This is a genomic window from Rhodopirellula maiorica SM1, assembly GCF_000346295.1.
Lineage (GTDB): Bacteria > Planctomycetota > Planctomycetia > Pirellulales > Pirellulaceae > Novipirellula > Novipirellula maiorica.
This window is the reverse complement of sequence record NZ_ANOG01000276.1, coordinates 1-2,086: the sequence shown is the minus strand read 5'-3', so window position 1 is coordinate 2,086 and position 2,086 is coordinate 1. Positions and strand designations below refer to the sequence as shown.

Here is a 2,086-nt window from a genome sequence, read left to right as displayed (position 1 = left end):
AGCCGATCGTAAACGACGAAAAGAAGAGTACCGACGTGGAGTGGAAGAACGGAAACGTCAGAGACTCGCAAAGAAGGCAGAAAGGGCGGCACAGAAGGCCCGCGAAGTAGAAGCAAGACGTGCAGCAGTCAAGGCGAAGATCGCCGAATCTAAAGAGCAAAGAAAGAAAGGCGATGATGCGTGGTATGACGCTGTTGGTCATCGCGCGAGCGAATTCAACGGAGTCAGCGCCAGCCGAAAGGCCCGCCAATTCGTGGCTACCCACCGCAGGGTGCATCTCGGCAGTTTCAATGACCCCGAGGAAGCGGCCCGAGCGTACGACGATGCCGCCCGAGCAGTTGGCCAAACGAAGGGCCTGAACTTTGCAACCGCCGAAGAGATTGCCCAAGAAGCCAAAAAAGAACAGCAACCCAAGCCGAAGCGAAAAAAAACATCGAAGTATCGCGGGGTCGCTAAAAACAGGAAGTCTGGCAAATTCGAGGCGGCTTTCGGCCCGCACAGACTGGGGCATTTTCCCACCGAGCGTGAGGCTGGCATCGCGTACGACAATGCGGCACTCGCAGCCGGTCACTTCCAGATCAACCACGCATCGGTTCAGAACGAGGACGAACGGCAACGTCTACTAGCGATCGACCGAGAGCGAGTGAAAGCCGAAAGAGCGGCAAAAAAGGAACAAAAACGCAAAGCCGGATACGACTGGTTCGAGCGAAATAAGCACATAGTGTCCAAGTACATCGGAGTTTTCGCCCATCGCCATAAATGCAAATTTGAAGCGACGTATCGAGGTAAATACATGGGCTCTTTCTCGGATCCAGAAGAGGCCGCGAGAGCCTACGACGAGGCCGCGAGAGCATCGGGGGAGACCCACCAAAAGCTCAACTTTCCCGACTCGTGAGAGCCAGTGGGAGCCCGTTTCATTGAAATTGGCCCATTTGGCCCGGAAGATTGCGAGCAGGTAGCTGAGTTGCTGCCTTCCATCGTCGATTTGTAATCCCGGGTTGGCGATGGATACTCCTTCCATCAAAGAGTTCCCATGGCCGCCACACCTATTCGATTCGTCATCCCCGCAAGTGCCGGTGAAGTCGGTTTAACTCTTGAGCTGTTCGAGACCGACGGCGATACGCTGGTGAACGGCGCCGGGGACACGTTGACCGAGACGGCCGCAGCAAATGGCGTGTTTGATGCGACTGTGACCGAAGCGTTGGCAGGAACCTACCGCTACACCGTCGTTCAAACTGGCTCAGTCATCCAATATGGATGGATTGTGCTCGCAGACACCACCGACCAGCATCTCGCAAACGACATCGCGGCAATCTTTGAACGCCCTGGAGGCATGTTGGACGGCATCAGATCGGTGTTCGCAGGCATCACGTTGATGAGCTCGTGGCTCCGGATTGCAATGCGAGGGGACGCAGGCAGTGCAACAGCACTGGCAGAGATCAACACGGGCGGTGGAACGTTCGATCCAACAACGCATTCACTTGAAGCCGCGCACGAATCCCGCGAGTCACTTTCCGACTCATTGGGAATCCTCGGGGGCGTGGGGTTAATCAAGGTCACAGTCACAGTAACGGCCGCCGGCACGGGGTTAGGTATTGCCGGCGGCCGTGTGTCTGTTGCTGGGACATCGACCAGCGAAACGACCAACACGAACGGCGTCGCAATTCTCTACGTCAGCGATGAAGAAACGTATTCGATCATCGTTCTGCCACCGGGAATGTATCTCACACCATCGCCGGTAGAAATCGAGGTCGACGGCGAAGACGTAGTGGTCCCAATCAGCGTGGCATCGCCGGTTGCAGCCGACCAAACGAATCCAAACATTTGCGCTTTGCAGTGCTACATCAGGGATTCGTCGGGAACGATCATCGAAGACGCCGAAGTGAGCGCAACGCTCCTGAGAAAAGATCTAGCAGCTGGTGGGGCAGCGTACGGCGCGACGATCACCGAAGCGACAACCGATGAAGACGGTTTCTGCGAGTTGAAACTGCTTCGGCCGGACACGTTCCCCAATCCTTACTCCAAAAACGAGGACGGTATTCTCGTCGGAGAGTATCAGATTGAAGCGTGGAAAGACGGCGATTTG

At 55.9% G+C, this 2,086-nt stretch carries 3 protein-coding genes; 1 reads left to right on the top strand and 2 read right to left on the bottom strand.

The genetic code is table 11. The features are described 5' to 3' along the window. Both RMSM_RS42470 and RMSM_RS42465 read right to left on the bottom strand, forming a co-directional pair. On the bottom strand, positions 1-586 hold a 586-nt coding region (locus tag RMSM_RS42470), incomplete at its 3' end, for a hypothetical protein (RefSeq protein ID WP_236622058.1). Positions 587-622: 36 nt separating this feature from the next. After that, entirely contained in the window at positions 623-1,021 is a 399-nt protein-coding gene (locus RMSM_RS42465) for a hypothetical protein (protein WP_236622057.1), read from the bottom strand. 12 nt (positions 1,022-1,033) lie between these two features. Here RMSM_RS42465 and RMSM_RS08930 point away from each other — a divergent pair. Beyond that, a partial coding sequence (locus RMSM_RS08930) for a hypothetical protein (RefSeq protein WP_008694402.1) occupies positions 1,034-2,086 on the top strand: 1,053 nt, incomplete at its 3' end.